General features: G+C 74.5%; 13 protein-coding genes. 8 read left to right on the top strand and 5 right to left on the bottom strand.

Going from position 1 to position 14,583, the window contains the following annotated elements; translation table 11 throughout:
• The first annotated feature begins 40 nt into the window (after positions 1–40).
• Both Sco07f_RS18495 and Sco07f_RS18490 read left to right on the top strand, forming a co-directional pair.
• Positions 41–658, top strand: coding sequence for a TetR/AcrR family transcriptional regulator (locus tag Sco07f_RS18495; protein WP_087788407.1), 618 nt, complete (start codon positions 41–43; stop codon positions 656–658).
• Complete coding sequence (locus Sco07f_RS18490) at positions 655–2,256, top strand: glycerol-3-phosphate dehydrogenase/oxidase (protein WP_108988458.1); 1,602 nt, start codon at positions 655–657, stop codon at positions 2,254–2,256. Before Sco07f_RS18495 ends, Sco07f_RS18490 begins: the two co-directional genes overlap by 4 nt.
• Before the next feature lie 126 nt (positions 2,257–2,382).
• On the opposite strand, the gene Sco07f_RS18485 is transcribed toward Sco07f_RS18490, so the two are convergent.
• Complete coding sequence (locus Sco07f_RS18485; RefSeq protein ID WP_244942076.1) at positions 2,383–2,661, bottom strand: hypothetical protein; 279 nt, start codon at positions 2,659–2,661, stop codon at positions 2,383–2,385.
• Positions 2,662–2,833: 172 nt separating this feature from the next.
• On the opposite strand from Sco07f_RS18485, the gene Sco07f_RS18480 reads away from it, so the two are divergent.
• Positions 2,834–3,199, top strand: coding sequence for an STAS domain-containing protein (locus Sco07f_RS18480; protein WP_087788410.1), 366 nt, complete (start codon positions 2,834–2,836; stop codon positions 3,197–3,199).
• A gap of 5 nt (positions 3,200–3,204) precedes the next feature.
• Here the strand turns inward: Sco07f_RS18480 and Sco07f_RS18475 are convergent, their stop codons facing one another.
• Both Sco07f_RS18475 and Sco07f_RS18470 read right to left on the bottom strand, forming a co-directional pair.
• The gene (locus Sco07f_RS18475; protein ID WP_108988624.1) at positions 3,205–3,633 is read right to left on the bottom strand and encodes an ATP-binding protein; all 429 of its coding nucleotides are present in this window, start codon (positions 3,631–3,633) and stop codon (positions 3,205–3,207) included.
• A 154-nt stretch (positions 3,634–3,787) separates the two neighbouring features.
• Positions 3,788–4,069: a hypothetical protein gene (locus tag Sco07f_RS18470; protein WP_244942070.1), complete on the bottom strand. Its 282-nt coding sequence runs from the start codon at positions 4,067–4,069 to the stop codon at positions 3,788–3,790.
• A 257-nt stretch (positions 4,070–4,326) separates the two neighbouring features.
• Here Sco07f_RS18470 and Sco07f_RS18465 point away from each other — a divergent pair, with 257 nt between their 5' ends.
• From Sco07f_RS18465 to csnA, 3 genes are all read left to right on the top strand, one after another.
• Positions 4,327–6,945 (top strand): SpoIIE family protein phosphatase, encoded by a 2,619-nt coding sequence (locus tag Sco07f_RS18465; protein ID WP_167468140.1) that lies wholly within the window; start codon positions 4,327–4,329, stop codon positions 6,943–6,945.
• Between the two features lie 120 nt (positions 6,946–7,065).
• A complete protein-coding gene (locus Sco07f_RS18460; RefSeq protein ID WP_174855385.1) occupies positions 7,066–9,813 on the top strand; it encodes a SpoIIE family protein phosphatase in 2,748 nt (915 codons plus the stop codon).
• A 163-nt stretch (positions 9,814–9,976) separates the two neighbouring features.
• Positions 9,977–10,819, top strand: coding sequence for a chitosanase CsnA (gene csnA / locus Sco07f_RS18455; protein ID WP_007389478.1), 843 nt, complete (start codon positions 9,977–9,979; stop codon positions 10,817–10,819).
• 117 nt (positions 10,820–10,936) lie between these two features.
• Here the strand turns inward: csnA and Sco07f_RS18450 are convergent, their stop codons facing one another.
• Complete coding sequence (locus tag Sco07f_RS18450; RefSeq protein WP_007389488.1) at positions 10,937–11,110, bottom strand: CsbD family protein; 174 nt, start codon at positions 11,108–11,110, stop codon at positions 10,937–10,939.
• Positions 11,111–11,264: 154 nt separating this feature from the next.
• Here Sco07f_RS18450 and Sco07f_RS18445 point away from each other — a divergent pair, with 154 nt between their 5' ends.
• Positions 11,265–11,411 (top strand): hypothetical protein, encoded by a 147-nt coding sequence (locus tag Sco07f_RS18445; RefSeq protein WP_007389477.1) that lies wholly within the window; start codon positions 11,265–11,267, stop codon positions 11,409–11,411.
• 23 nt (positions 11,412–11,434) lie between these two features.
• Here Sco07f_RS18445 and Sco07f_RS18440 read toward each other — a convergent pair whose 3' ends face one another.
• Positions 11,435–12,904, bottom strand: a complete 1,470-nt coding sequence (locus Sco07f_RS18440; RefSeq protein ID WP_108988454.1) for an MFS transporter — start codon at positions 12,902–12,904, stop codon at positions 11,435–11,437.
• A 252-nt stretch (positions 12,905–13,156) separates the two neighbouring features.
• Here Sco07f_RS18440 and Sco07f_RS18435 point away from each other — a divergent pair, with 252 nt between their 5' ends.
• Positions 13,157–14,521 carry an FAD-dependent oxidoreductase gene (locus Sco07f_RS18435; protein ID WP_054101159.1) on the top strand — a complete coding sequence of 455 codons (1,365 nt, stop codon included), beginning with the start codon at positions 13,157–13,159 and terminating at the stop codon, positions 14,519–14,521.
• Positions 14,522–14,583 lie beyond the last annotated feature (62 nt).

Here is a 14,583-nt window from a genome sequence, read left to right as displayed (position 1 = left end):
CGCCGTCCGCATCACCCCGCTAGGCGTTACACTGTGACACATGACGCCCAACCGTCACAACCACTCGAACAGGCAGGCCCCCTCGGACAACGACACCGTGCTGGACGCGGTGCGCGACTGCGTGATGGCCGTCGGGGTGCGCCGTACGACGATGACCGACGTCGCCCGCCGCGCCGGCGTCTCCCGGATGACGCTGTACCGGCGCTGGCCGGACGTGCGGTCCCTGGTCGGCGACCTGATGACCCGCGAATGGCTCGCGGTCGCCACCGGCGCCCTCCCCGAGCCGGGCGTGGACACCGACGTCCGCTCGCGGATGGTCGAGGGCCTGGTGGCCGGGGTGGAGACGTTCCGCGCCCACCCGCTCTTCGGCAAGATCGTCGACGTCGACCCCGAACTGCTCCTGCCCTACGTCCTGGACCGGCGCGGGGCGAGCCAGGAGGCGCTTCTCGAGTTGCTGGCCGACGCACTCGCACAGGGCCACGCCGACGGTTCGGTGCGCGAGGCGCACACCGGACGGCAGGCCCGGTCGGTGCTGCTGGTCGTCCAGTCCTTCGCCCTGTCGCTGCGGACCATGGCCGACGAGGACGACGCCGAGCTGACCTCCGCGGCCCTCCTCGGGGAGCTGCGCACCATCCTGGAAAGGACCCTCACGCCATGAGCCCCGTCGACCGCCCCGCCGCCGGGGCCTCCCTGTCCGCCGCACGGCGCTCGCGCGAGCTGGCCGGCACCGTCGGCGGCCCCGTCGTGGACGTCCTGGTCGTCGGTCTCGGCGCGACCGGCGCCGGTGCCGCGCTGGACGCCGCCGCCCGGGGCCTGAGCGTCGCCGCCGTGGACGCCCACGACCTGGCCTTCGGCACCTCCCGCTGGAGTTCCAAGCTCATCCACGGCGGCCTGCGCTACCTCGCCTCCGCCCAGCTGGACGTCGCCCACGAGAGCGCGGTGGAGCGCGGGGTGCTGATGGAGCGCACGGCGCCCCACCTGGTGCGTGCCCAGCCCTTCGTCCTGCCGCTCACCCCGCTGGTCTCCCGGGGCCAGGGGGCGCTGGCGTGGGCCGGGTTCCGGGCCGGCGACACCCTGCGGCTCGCGGCGCGCACCGCGCGGGCCACGCTGCCCGCGCCGCGGCGCCTGTCCGCCGTGGAGACCCGCCATCTCGCGCCCGCGCTGCGCCCGGACCGGCTGCGCGGCGGCCTGCTGTCCTGGGACGGCCGGCTCACCGACGACGCCCGCCTGGTGACGGCGCTGGCCCGGACCGCGGCGGCCCGCGGAGCGCGGATCCTGACCCGGGTCAGGGCCCTGGAGCTGACCGGGTCGGGCGCCCGCGTGCGCGACGAGCTGACCGGCGAGGAGGGCGTGATACGGGCCCGCGCGGTGGTCAACGCCTCCGGGGTGTGGGCCGGCGACCTCGTGGACGGCATCCGGATCCGCCCCTCCCGCGGCACCCACCTCGTCCTGCGCTCCGCGCACCTCGGCCCGCTCCCGGCCGGCCTGCACGTGCCGATCCCCGGCGAGACCAACCGCTTCGTCCTCGTCCTGCCCCAGGGCGACGGCCGGGTCTACGTCGGTCTCACCGACGAGCCCGTGGACGGGGACGTCCCGGACGTGCCGGAGGTGCCCGAGACCGACGTCGGCTTCCTGCTCGACGTGCTCGGCTCGGTACTGGACGTGCCGGTCCACCGCGACGACGTGGTCGGCGCCTTCGCGGGCCTGCGCCCCCTGCTCGACACCACCGCCTCGGACCGGCCCGGCGCCGGGCCCCGCACGGCGGACGTCTCGCGCCGGCACGCCGTACTGACCTCGTCCGAGGGCGTGATCACCGTGGTCGGCGGCAAGCTCACCACGTACCGGCGCATGGCCGAGGACGCCGTGGACGCCGCCGTCGCCGCCAGGGGCCTCGCCGCCGGAGCGTCACCCACCGCCGCGCTGCCCCTGGTCGGAGCCGCCTCCCCGCAGGCCCTGGGCCGGGTGCGGGCACCGCGTCGCCTGGTACGGCACTACGGCACCGAGGCCCCGGCGGTCCAGGCCCTCGCCGACCACGATCCCCGCCTCGCCGAACGCGTGCTGCCGGACCACCCCGTCACCGGGGCGGAACTGGTGTGGGCCCTGCGGCACGAGGGCGCCCTCGACGAGGCCGACCTGCTCGACCGGCGCACCCGCATCGGCCTGGTCCCCGAGGACCGTGCGGCCGCCCTGGGCGCGGTGCGCGACCTGGTCGCAGAGACCGGCGGGATCGGCGAGGTCACGGCGGACTGGCGCTGAAGCCGACCCCGTGTCCCCGCCCGCACGCCGGCCGCCCGGCTCGCGGGCTGGGGCGTCGAGCCGGGCGGGGCGGCCGAGCGGTGCCGGCCGGTACGGCGGGCGGCCCGGGGACGGGCGCCCGCCCGGTCAGGTGTCGCGGTCGTCCTGCTGGACGGCCCTGCGGAGTTTCGCCTCGATCTTGTGCCGGGACCGGCCTCCCTCCTTGACGTACTCCGTCATCGCGGTCCGCGCGTCCCGGTCCAGGTCGCGCCAGGCCCGTACGGCCGTCTCGTAGGTGTGCGACTGCCGCGGGGTCCACCGATGCTCCATGGGCGGCCCGTACGAGTCGCGCAGCTCCTCGACCCGGTGCTGTGCCAGGTCCGCCGCGCGGCGCTTGTGCACGAGCTCCTCGAATGTGTGTGCCACCACACTTCGACCGTAGTCAGAGCGGCGCCGTCGCGCGCGTCGAACCCGGCACGGCCGCTCCGGCCGACGCGTTCCGGTCCGCCCGGGTGGTCCACGCGGGCGGCGAAGGGACTTAACATCAAGCCACCGACGGCTGCCGGGCACGTGCGGCACACACGAGAGGCGGGGCGGCGTGGCGGAGACCGAGGGGACGGCGCTACCGGAGCGGCTGCTGATCACCCGTACCACCACGGGCGACGGCGTCAGCCTCGTGATCCTCGCCGGAGAGGTCGATCTGGACGGCAGCGGTCCGCTGCGCGAGGTCCTGCTGGCCTCGGTGGAGTCGGCGCCGGGCACGGTGGTGGACTTCGGCGAGGTGGCATTCCTGGACTCCAGCGGCATCAACGTACTGATCTGCGCGCACCGGGCCGCCGAGTCCCGCGGCGTCTGGTTCCGGCTCGCCGCACCGCGTGACGCCGTCGAACGCGTGCTGCGGCTGGTGGGCGTGGACGCGCTCATCCCCTGCTACCCGAGTGTGGAGCAGGCCCTGGCCGGCTGACCGGCTCAGGTCAGCGGCAGGCTCGCGTACACCGTCTTCCCCGTCGGGTGCGGCTTGGTGATGACCTCGTCGCACAGCCGCGTCACTATCTCCAGCCCGTGCTTGCCGACCCGCACGGGGTCGTGGGGCAGGAAGGTGGGAAACGCGTCCCCGGTGTCCGACACCGCGATCTCCACGCGGTCGTCCACCAGGGTCAGCTCCAGCCGGCAGGGGCCGGGTGCGTGCCGCAGCGCGTTCGTCACCAGTTCGCTCGCGACCAGACGGGCGGCGTCCACAAAGGCGTCCCCCAGGGGCACTCCACGCTCGGCGAGGCGCGCGGCGAAGCCGTGCACGACGTCCCGGGAGGCGGGGATCATCGCGGAGCCGCCCCTGAACTCCACCACCGCGGACACGACGGAGCCGTCCGCGGTGCCGGGTCCGTGCGCCGGATTCATGCCGAGCCTCACCGTCCGGTCCGGGGCCGAGTGGAGGGAGCGAAGGTCCCCGGCTCTCACGATACGCACCGGGGCGCTCCCGACGATCCGTTTGCCCCAACTTCCACTGGACGCGCCGCTTTTCGGACACGTCTCGCCTCCGGCCCGTGCGCGATCAAGTCCTGATGGGGCGTTCGCTCGTCGCGCACGTCCGGTGTCCCACTCCGTCTCGCTCCTCGGGCGTCACCGAGCCGAACCCGCGGTCCGGCGGGGCGGCGCAGTCGGCCTCGCCGAGGTGGTCCGCCGCCACCGCGGTGCCGAAGCAGCGGCCCTGGCCGGCCGCCGCGGACCGCAGCGTGTCGGCGGCTTCGACGGAGTGGGCCGCGGCCGTCAGCGCGGCGGCGGCCACGAGACCGGCGGCGGCCGCTCTCGACAGGCGTCTCAACATCATGCTCACGTCATCCCGTTCCCTGAATCGGTGCGTGGAGGCCGTCCGGAAGGGCGGAAGCCGCCGCATCCCGCCCTGGAGGGCCGAAAGTTTCGGACTGCTTTCCGAATGTCGCGGAGGAGATTACGGACTCCCGTCCGCGAGGTCAACGCCCCGTCACCACGCGTCACGCTCACCCGTGCGCCCCGACCGCGTGCGCGCCCCGTCGAAGGAGGCGCATTCTTGCTGTGTCACCCGCGTGGCGGCGCACGGACGAGGTGGGACCGATGAACACAGGCGCCGAGGACGCCGCGCAGACCGACCGGATGCCCGGACGGCTGACGGCACTGCTGATCGACGCGTCCACACGGGCGATCGGCGCGGCCGAGGGCCGTGTGGGCGGCGTGTACCTGCGCTCCCCCACCCCCGGCCTGCTGCGGCTCGCCGTCCTCGCCGGACTGCCCGGCCCGCTGTTCCGCCCCTGGTGGCGCCTGCACGCCGACAGCCCGTTCCCGGCCGCCGACGCCTACCGGCTGGGCGTCCGCGTGGTGCTGCCCAACGCCGCCGAGACCATGCGCCGGTACCCGCAGTTCGCGGCCGGTCTGCCGTTCCCGTTCGGGTCCCTGTACGTGCCGGTCGCCGGCGCGAGCCGGACGTACGGTGTGCTGACCGTCCTGCGTCCCTCCGCCCCGCATGCCGCCGACGTGCTGGAGGGCGTGGACCGGGTGGCGGGCCTGGCGCAGGATCTGGGCGCGGCCCTGGAGCGGCTGGACGCCGGCCGGGACGCGCCGCCGGTCGCCTGGGAGGGGGAGCCGCTGTGTGTGCGGCCACCCGCCTCGGGGCGGCGTCCGGGGCGCGCCGGAAGTTTCGGCTGGGAGCCGGACACCGGCACCGTCACCCTCGACGAGCCGCTGTGCGCCCTGCTCGGCGTCCCGGCCGAGGCCGCCGGAGTTCCGACGGCACTCGGGACGCTCACCGGCGCCCTGGCCCCCGACGACGGGCACCGGATCACCGCGGCGCTGCGGGAGACCGCCGCGGGCAGTGCACCCCGGCTTCCCCTGTACGTGCGCACCGCGGACGGTGCGCTGCGCATGGTGGAGCTGTGGCGGCCCCGGTCCGCACCACCCGCCGGCGGGCCGGTGCGCGGCGCCGTCCGCGACCCCTTCGACGGCGCCGTGGCCGACGCCGCGGCCGACCTGCTGCCGGAGGGCGTCCTGTGCGTGGACCGCCTCGGCACCGTCGTCTACGCCAACCCCCGCGCCGCCCGGTTGCTGGGCCGGCCGCGGGCCGCGCTGCTCGGCCGCTCGCTGTGGGAGGCCGTGCCCTGGCTGGACCAGGCCGCCTACGAGGACCACCTGCGCGGCGCCCTGCTCTCCCCGGAACCGGTCCGCTTCCACGTCCGGCGGCCGGCCGACACCGGCCGCCGCACCACGCCGCGGCCCTACGAGGGTGACTGGCTCGCCGTCTGCGTGTACCCCGGGCCGGACTTCCTGACGGCCACGCTCCGCCCGGCCAACCGGGTGGCCGACGCGTCCGCCGGCCTCGCCCCCGGGCACGGCGGGCCGGAAGCCGACGGAGCCGGGGCGACCCCGGAGCCCGGGGAGACCCCGACGCTGGACGCGTCCTCCGGGACCGAGCCGGGCGACCCGGCGCCTCCGGTCGCCGCGACGGCACCGGAGTACCGCCCGATCGTCCTGGCCGTGGCCCTCACCGAGGCGGTCACCGCCCGCCAGGTGTCCGCCGTGGTCGTACGGGAGCTGCTGTCGGCGTTCGGCGGCCGCCGGCTCGCCATCTACCTGCTCCAGGACCGCCATCTGCACCTGGCCTGGGAGACGGGCTTCCCGCCCGGCTTCCTCGCCCCGTTCGAAGGGGTGCCGCTGGACGCCCGGCTGCCCGGGGTGGAGACGCTGACCAGCGGCCGGCCGCTCTTCTTCGACACGATGCAGGCACTGGCCTCGGCGTACCCGGGCATCCCGCTGGACGCCACGGAGGGCGCCCGCGCCTTCCTGCCGCTGATCGCCTCCGGGCGCCCGGTCGGTTCCTGCATCCTCGGCTTCGACCGGTCCCGGAGCTTCAGCGCCGAGGAACGCACCGTGCTCACCGCCCTCGCCGGGCTCATCGCCCACGCCATGGAGAAGGCCCGGCGCTACGAGTCCGAGACCGCGCTCGCCCGCGGCCTTCAGGAGGTGCTGCTGCCCCGGCGGCTGCCCTCGCACCCGCTCCTCGAGACGGCGGGCCGCTATCTGCCCGGCACCCAGGGCATGGAGGTGGGCGGCGACTGGTACGACGTGGTGGCCTCCGGGGACGGGATGGCCCTGGTCATCGGGGACGTCCAGGGGCACGGCGTGCAGGCCGCGGCCACCATGGGGCAACTGCGCAGTGCCGTACGCGCCTTCGCCCTCGGCGACCGTCCGCCCGACGAGGTGATGAGCGGCGTCAACCACCTGCTGGCCGATCTGGACCCGGGCCTCTTCGCGAGCTGCTGCTACATCCGGCTCGACCCGGCCACCGGACGGGCCCGCGCGGCCCGCGCGGGACACCCTCCTCCGCTGCTGCGCCACCCGGACGGACGCACCGAGACCCTCGACCTGCCCGGCGGGGTGGTGCTCGGCGTGGACCCGTGCGCGCCCTACCCGCTGAGCGAGTTCCGGATCGAGCCCGGAGCCGTCCTCGCCCTCTACACGGACGGTCTCGTGGAGCGGCCCGGCACCGACATCGACGACGGGATCACCGCCCTGCGCCTCGCGCTGGCCCGGGCCGGAGCGCCCGCCCCGCGGCCGGGGAGCCGTTCGCTCGCGGGCGTCGCGGACCGGATCGTGGTGACCGCCCGCCACACCACGGACCGTCCCGACGACATCGCCCTGCTGCTCGCCACCCGGCGCGCCCGCCCCGGGAGCCCCGGCTGAGGGCGGTGGCGGACGCCCCGGAGACGCCCGGTGGGGACGGGACGGCACCCCGTCCGCGGTCCGCCGCGTCACGGGGGGTGCCCCTCGCCTCCGGCGGCCCGGCAGTGTAGACATGAGCACATGGTCCGACTGATGGGTCGATCGGGAGAACGGTCACCCCGTCGTCCCGGCGGCCCGCACGCCCGACACCGGCAGGACGCGGACCGGTCACGGCGGGGAGCGGACGCGGGGCGGCCCGCCTCGGCGCTGCGCTCGGCGCTGTCCGGACGCAGCGTGGCCGGCCAGGTCTTCGTGATGAACGTGGTCATCGTGCTGCTGCTCGTGGTGGCCGCGGCGGTCGCGCTGGTGCTCCAGGTGCGGCACGACAGCACGGTGGAGGCCCGCAACCGGTCCGTCGCCGTGGCCGCGACGTTCGCCAACTCCCCCGGCATCCTCGAGGCGCTGCGCAGCCCCGACCCCACGGCGGTGCTCCAGCCCCGCGCCGAGACGGTGCGCAAGGCAACGGACGTGGACTTCGTCGTCGTCACCAACCCCGACGGCATCCGCTACACGCATCCCAAACCGGACCGCATCGGCAAGAAGTTCGTCGGGAACATCGCCCCCGCGCTGGCCGGGAAGACGGTGACCGAGGAGATCGAGGGCACCCTCGGCCCGCTGGTCCAGGCCGTCGTGCCCGTGAAGGCCCCCGACGGGAAGGTGGTGGGCCTGGTCTCGGCCGGCATCACCACGGAGAACGTGGGCGGGGTCGCCGACCGCCAGCTGCCCCTCGTACTGATCGCGGCGGCCGTCGGACTGGCCCTGGCGACGGGGGGCACGGCCCTGGTGAGCCGGCGGCTGCTGCGGCAGACGCACGGCCTGGGACCGCACGAGATGACCCGGATGTACGAACACCACGACGCGGTCCTGCACAGCGTGCGTGAGGGCGTACTCATCGTCGGCGGCGAGGGCAGGCTGCTCCTGGCCAACGACGAGGCACGGCGGCTGCTCGCCCTGCCGCCCGACGCCGAGGGCCGGCACGTCGGCGCCCTCGGCCTGCCGTCCGACCTGGCCCAGCTGCTGGCCTCCGGCCAGGCCGCCACCGACGAGGTGCACCTGGTCAAGAACCGGCTGCTGGCCATCAACCAGCGGCCCACGGACGTACGGGGCGGCCCGGCCGGCTGCGTCGCGACCCTGCGCGACTCCACCGAGCTGCGGGCCCTGTCCGGCCGGGCGGAGACCGCCCGGGAGCGCCTGGACATCCTGTACGCGGCCGGAGTGGGCATCGGCACCAGCCTGGACGTCACCCGCACCGCGGAGGAACTGGGCGAGCTGGCCGTGCCCCGGTTCGCGGACTACGTCACCGTGGACCTGTTCGACACCGTGCTGGCCGGCGGTCAGCCGGACAGCGCGACACCGTTGCGCCGTACCGCGCGCAGCGGTGTCAGCGAGGAGGTCCCGCTCTATCCCGTGGGCCGGCCGATCCGCTACGTGGACTCCTCCCCGCAGGGCCGCACGCTGATCAGCGGCCGGGCCGTCCTGGAGCCGCGCCTCGGCGAGGCCCCCGGCTGGCAGGCGCAGGACTACGAGCGTTCCGCCCAGGTGGTGGAGTACGGCGTCCACTCGCTGATCACCGTTCCGTTGCGCGCGGGCACGCTGGTGCTCGGGGTGGTGAGTTTCTGGCGGGCGGCCAAGCCCGAGCCGTTCGACGAGGACGAGCTGGCACTCGGCGAGGAGCTGGTCGCGCGGGCCGCGGTCTCCATCGACAACGCGCGCCGCTACACCCGCGAGCACAGCATGGCGGTGACCCTCCAGCGCAGTCTGCTGCCCCGCAGGCTGCCCGATCAGAACGCCCTGGACGTCGCCTACCGCTACCTGCCCGCGCAGGCGGGGGTCGGCGGGGACTGGTTCGACGTGCTGCCGCTGTCCGGGGCCCGGGTCGCGCTCGTCGTCGGCGACGTCGTCGGGCACGGGCTGCACGCCGCGGCCACCATGGGCCGGCTGCGGACGGCGGTGCACAACTTCACCGCCCTCGACCTGCCGCCCGACGAGCTGCTCGGCCTCCTGGACGAGCTGGTCGGCCGGATCGACCAGGACGAGGCGACCGACGACAGCACCGCCCCGGTGACCGGCGCGACCTGTCTCTACGCGATCTACGACCCGGTGGCCGGCTCCTGTGTGATCGCCCGGGCGGGCCATCCGCCGCCGGCCCTGATCGGGCCCGACGGCACCGTGGAGTTCCCGGAGGTGCCCGCGGGACCGCCGCTGGGCCTGGGCGGCCTCCCGTTCGAGACGACGGAACTGCGGCTGGCCGAGGGCAGCCGGCTCGTGCTGTACACCGACGGGCTGGTCGAGGACCGCGTGCACGACATCGACGTCGGTCTGGAGCAGCTGCGCCGGGCCCTGGAGACGGCCGGCGAGACGCCCGAGGAGACCTGCCGCACCGTTCTGGACGCCCGGCTCCCGGACCGGCCGGGCGACGACATCGCGCTGCTGGTCGCCCGCACCCGGACGCTGGGCCCGGACCAGGTCGCGGAGTGGGAGGTCCCGAACGATCCGGCGGCGGTCGGCGAGGTGCGCTCCCAGGTCACCCGGCGGCTGGGCGAGTGGGGCCTGGACGAGCTGGCGTTCACCACCGAGCTGATCCTCAGCGAACTGGTCACCAACGCGATCCGGTACGGCGGCGAGACCGTCCACGTCCGGATGCTGCGCGACCGCAGCCTGATCTGCGAGGTGTTCGACAGCAGCAGCACCTCGCCCCATCTGCGCTACGCGGCCATGACGGACGAGGGCGGACGCGGCCTGTTCCTGGTCGCGCAGCTCGCCGAGCGCTGGGGCACCCGCTACACGCCGGCCGGCAAGGTCATCTGGGCGGAGCAGCCGGTGCCCTGACGGGTGCCGGAGCGGCCGCCTTCCGGAGGGGGCGCGGGGGCCCGGTCGCCCTCGGTCCGTACCAATGTCGTGCGGGACGGGTGTGCAGTGCGCCGCATATCTGGTAGGAAACTTTCCTATCAGTGCCCGGCACTCCCAACCCCCCACCCCGTCTGGAGATTCCGTGAGGCACCCCTTCCCCGACCCGGCGCGCCCCGCAGGCCCCTCGCGCCGTACCGTGATCGCCATGGCATGCGCGTCCCTGGCGACAGTCCCCCTTCTCACCCCCTCGCGGGCCGCGGCGGCGTCCGCGCGCGCGACGGGGCTCGACGACCCGGCGAAGAAGGAGATCGCCATGCAGCTGGTGTCGAGCGCGGAGAACTCCTCGCTCGACTGGAAGGCGCAGTACCGGTACATCGAGGACATCGGTGACGGCCGCGGCTACACCGCAGGCATCATCGGCTTCTGCTCCGGCACCGGCGACATGCTCGACCTGGTGGAGCTGTACGCCGAGCGCAGCCCGGGCAACGTCCTCGCGCCCTATCTGCCGGCGCTGCGCCGGGTGGACGGCTCGGACTCGCACGACGGCCTCGACCCCGGCTTCCCGGACGACTGGCGCCGGGCCGCCGACGGGGACCCGGAGTTCCGCCGGGCGCAGGACGACGAGCGCGACCGCGTCTACTTCGACCCGGCCGTACGCCGCGGCAAGGACGACGGGCTGCGGACGCTGGGGCAATTCGCGTACTACGACGCGATGGTCATGCACGGCGAGGGCGGCGGCCTCGGCTTCGGCAGCATCCGGGAGCGCGCCCTCGGCCGGGCCCGGCCGCCGGCCCAGGGCGGGGACGAGGTCGCCTACCTGCACGCCTTCCTCGACGAGCGGGTGTGGGCCATGCGGCAGGAGGAGGCGCACAGCGACACCAGCCGGGTCGACACGGCCCAGCGCGTCTTCCTGAACGAGGGCAACCTCGATCTCGAGCCGCCGCTGGACTGGCACGTGTACGGGGACGCCTACCACATCGGCTGACCCCGCGGCCTCGGTGAGGCCGCCACCCCTTCCCCGGGCCGCCGGGCACGACGCGGGCCGCGGAACCGGCCGTGTGCCGGGTTCCGCGGCCCGTGTGCCGCACGGTCCGTTCCGGTGTCAGTGCCGGAACGCGTCCTTGCCCTTCTCCTTGGCCTGCCGGGCGTCGCCCTTGGACTGCGCGGCGCGGCCCTCGGCCGTCATCCGCTCGTTGCCGACGGCCCGGCCGGCCGCTTCCTTGGCCTTTCCCTTGGCCTGCTCCATCCTGGCCCTGGACTTCTGGTTGCCGGCCACAGTGGTTCACCTCTCGGCGTTGGCTTGCGATGTCCTGCCCGGCGGGTCGCCCGGTGCGGCGGGTCCAAACGTGCGAACGCCCGGCAGGGGTGTCCGGCGGGGCAGCGGGTACGAGCACCGGCAAGGCAGTACGTCGTCGACTCGGAGGACCGTCATGGCCGGAGTACTGGACCGGATCAAGCAGTTCGCACGCAGCCCGCAGGGCCGCCGGGCGGCCGAGCAGGTGCGGCGGGCCGCCGCGGACCCGCGCCGCCGCGCGCAGGCCCAGCAGATGCTGCGCAGGTTCGGCAAGCGGCGCTGAGCGCCCGGGGGCCGGCGGGGCGGTCAGCCCTGACCGGCGTGCGTGTGGCTGTGGGACGTCTCCGGCGGGCATTCCCGGTCCTTCCCGGGGCGGTCCCGGTGCCAGTCGCGGACGGCGACGGCCAGCGCGCAGAGCATGGCGGCGACACCGGTGCCCACCGAGAGGGCCACGGCCTCGTGGTAGTCGTCGTGGGTGGCGTTCAGCGTCAGGTAGAACAGCCCCGGCAGCGCGGCCGTGCCCACGGCGCCGCCCAGCCGCTGGCCCGTCTGCAGGGCACCCCCGGCCGCGCCCGCCATCCGCACCGGCACGTCGCGCAGCGTCATGGTGATGTTCGGGGAGATCACGCAGCCGCTGCCCAGTCCGCCGAGCAGCAGGGCCGGCACGGCGAGCCAGGCGGCCGGACCGGAGGGCGCGAGCCACAGCAGCAGCGCGGTCGTACCGAGACCCACCATGACGGCGACCAGACCCCAGACGGTCAGCAGCCGCCCCAGCCGTTCCACCAGCCGGCCCGCCACGGCGGCCGCGACGGCCGAGCCCACGGCGAACGGGGTCACCGCGAGGCCGGACATCAGGGGTGAGTAGCCCAGGCCGTTCTGGAAGAAGAGCGCGAAGACGATCCACACCCCGCTGAAGCCGACGAAGTACAGGGCCCCCAGCCCGGCGCCGGTGGCGTAGCCGCGGGTCTCGGTGAGCAGCCCCGGTTCCAGCAGCGGCTGGCCGCCCCGGCGGGCGACGCGGCGCTCCCACCGCGCGAAGGCGGCCAGGACCAGCGCCCCCGCCGGGAACAGCCACCACACCTTGGTCAGGCCGCCGCCCTCCGCGAGGACCAGCGGCAGCATCAGCGCCAGGATTCCGGCGCCGAGGAGCGCCACGCCGACCGGGTCGAGCCGTCCCCGGCCGCCGGGCGCCACCCGGGGCAGCAGACGGAAGCCGAGCAGCAGGGCGACCAGGCCGACCGGCACGTTCACGTAGAAGATCCACCGCCAGCCCTCGGGCCCCGCCAGCGCGAGGATCAGACCGCCGACGACCGGTCCCACGGCGCTGGAGACTCCCACGGTGGCGCCGAAGAGTCCGAAGGCGCGCCCGCGTTCCGCGCCCCTGAACAACTGCTGGATGAGGGCCGAGTTCTGCGGCGCCAGGCTGCCCGCGGCCACACCCTGGGCGAGCCGCGCGGCGACCAGCAGTCCGATGCCGGGCGCGGCGCCGGCGGCGGCGCTGAACAGGACGAAGGCGGCCAGGGCGACGAGGAAGACGCGGCGCCTGCCGAACGCGTCGCCTATCCGTCCCGCGGTCACCAGGCTCAGGGCGAACGCCAGCGCGTATCCGGAGACGACCCACTGCACGGCCGCCGGCGAGGTGTGCAGACCTTCCTGCATGGAGGGCAGGGCCACGGCGACGATCGTCACGTCCAGCAGGGTCATGAAACCGGCGACCAGGGTGACCCACAGGGCCCGCCACCGGTCGGGATCGGGTTCGTCGTCCGGACGCCGCACACGGGCTCCCCTCGTGAGGCTGCACGGGACGCGCCACTCCGCCCCACGCCTGCGTCACCCGTGACCGGGGCTTCAAACACCGGGCGCGGTCCGGACTCGGCCCGGGCCACCGAACGACACCCAAACCCGAACCATGAGATCCCATAAGGTGTACTTATGACCTCATAGACCGGACCCGCGTACCGACTTAGGCTTGCCTTAGCTTAGGCTTCCCCGAGAGTCGATCTGTTACCGCTCGAAGGGAACCTGAACATGCCACGCCCACTGCGGGTGGCCATCGTCGGATCCGGCCCGGCCGGGATCTACGCCGCTGACGCCCTGCTCAAGTCCCAAGTGGCCGCCGACCCCGGTGTTTCCATCGACATCTTCGAGCGCATGCCCGCCCCGTTCGGACTCATCCGGTACGGCGTCGCGCCCGACCACCCGCGCATCAAGGGCATCATCACGGCCCTGCACCAGGTGCTCGACAAGCCGCAGATCCGCCTCTTCGGCAACGTGAACTACCCGAGCGACGTCAGCCTGGACGACCTGCGCGCCTTCTACGACGGTGTGATCTTCGCCACCGGCGCCACGGCGGACCGGGACATGTCCGTCCCCGGCATCGACCTCGACGGCTCGTACGGCGCGGCCGACTTCGTCGCCTGGTACGACGGGCACCCCGACTTCCCGCGCACCTGGCCGCTGGAGGCGGAGAAGGTCGCCGTCCTCGGAGTCGGCAACGTCGCCCTGGACATCGCGCGCGTCCTCGCCAAGACCGCCGACGAGCTGCTGCCCACCGAGATCCCGCCGAACGTGTACGAGGGTCTGAAGGCCAACAAGGCGCTGGAGGTCCACGTCTTCGGCCGCCGCGGCCCGGCACAGGCGAAGTTCAGCCCGATGGAGCTGCGGGAGCTGGACCACTCCCCCAACATCGAGGTGATCGTCGACCCCGAGGACATCGACTACGACGAGGGCTCGATCGCGACCCGGCGCGGCAACAAGCAGGCCGACATGGTCGCCAAGACCCTGGAGAACTGGGCGATCCGCGACGTCGGCGACCGGCCGCACAAGCTGTTCCTGCACTTCTTCGAGTCGCCCTCGGAGATCCTCGGCGAGGACGGCAGGGTGGTCGGCCTGCGCACCGAGCGCACCGAACTGGACGGCACGGGCAACGTCAAGGGCACCGGCGAGTTCAAGGACTGGGACGTCCGGGCGGTCTACCGTGCCGTCGGCTACCTCTCCGACCAGCTCCCCAAGCTGCCCTGGGACATCGACTCGGGCACGGTCCCGGACGTGGGCGGCCGGGTCGTCCAGGAGTCCGGCGAGCACCTTCAGTCGACGTACGTCACCGGCTGGATCCGGCGCGGCCCGGTCGGTCTGATCGGCCACACCAAGGGCGACGCCAACGAGACGGTGTCGAACCTGCTGGACGACTACGCGAACGGCCGTCTCCAGACGCCCGCCTCGCCCGCTCCGGAGGCGGTGGACGCCTTCCTCGCCGAGCGGAACGTCCGCTACACCACCTGGGACGGCTGGTACCGGCTCGACGCCGCGGAGAAGGCGCAGGGCGAGCCGCAGGGGCGCGAGCGCGTGAAGTACGTGGAGCGCGAGGACATGCTCCGGGAGAGCGGCGCCTGAGCCGCGGTGTCCGGCACCGGCCGCCTCCTCGCGGGGCGGCCGGTGCCGGACGTGTCACCGCC

The sequence above is a fragment of the Streptomyces coelicoflavus genome (genome assembly GCF_003112555.1).
Taxonomy (GTDB): Bacteria; Actinomycetota; Actinomycetes; order Streptomycetales; family Streptomycetaceae; genus Streptomyces; species Streptomyces coelicoflavus.
This window is presented reverse-complemented; position numbering and strand designations above follow the sequence as displayed.